Origin of the sequence: Vibrio sp. 10N.261.52.A1, assembly GCF_002876325.1 — a bacterium.
GTDB classification, from domain to species: domain Bacteria; phylum Pseudomonadota; class Gammaproteobacteria; order Enterobacterales; family Vibrionaceae; genus Vibrio; species Vibrio chagasii.
This window is the reverse complement of sequence record NZ_MCYD01000743.1, coordinates 1-645: the sequence shown is the minus strand read 5'-3', so window position 1 is coordinate 645 and position 645 is coordinate 1. Positions and strand designations below refer to the sequence as shown.

1 pseudogene is annotated in these 645 nt (G+C 38.8%); it reads left to right on the top strand.

Annotated features, from left to right (window positions below):
- Positions 1–192 precede the first annotated feature (192 nt).
- Positions 193–645: pseudogene (locus tag BCT81_RS15260) on the top strand (TVP38/TMEM64 family protein); the annotation flags it as partial.

The following is a 645-nucleotide window of genomic DNA, read 5'->3' as shown; positions in this document are numbered from 1 at the left end:
CGTGGTACAAATTATTACTCTTAGATTAAGTTATATAAAACAATCCTCTAGCAAAAACTCATAATCTTCTAATCGCTGGATACTTCTTCCAGCTTTATGTAACCAATACCTATAGCTTTCACAAAGCCAAACAGTTTGGCTAGTCGTTCAAACTCTACTAATCGCATAAAATAAATAGTTTTTTATCAATCAATGAAAGTTAATCTATGCTTTGCCTGTCTATCTATACTAATGGTATGCATTGAAAATTTGAGGAAGTATCAATGAGTAAGAAAATGATATTGGGTATTGTGCTAGTCGTGACGATTGTTTTATTAGGCATCAACTTTGGTCAATACCTCACGCTGGAAAACGCCAAAGCACAACAAGCCGTGTTAAATGACTATATAGAAAGTAACTTTATTGCGGCTGCCGCGACTTACTTCATCGCGTATATCTTGATCACTGCCTTCTCTATTCCAGGAGCAGCGGTTGTTACCCTGCTTGGCGCTGCTCTATTTGGATTCTGGAATAGCTTGCTTTTGGTTTCTTTCGCCAGTGCGATCGGCGCAACTCTTGCCTTTTTAAGTAGCCGCTACTTGCTGCGTGACTGGATACAAACCAAGTTTGGCGACAAACTCACTACGATTAACAAAGGTGTAGAAA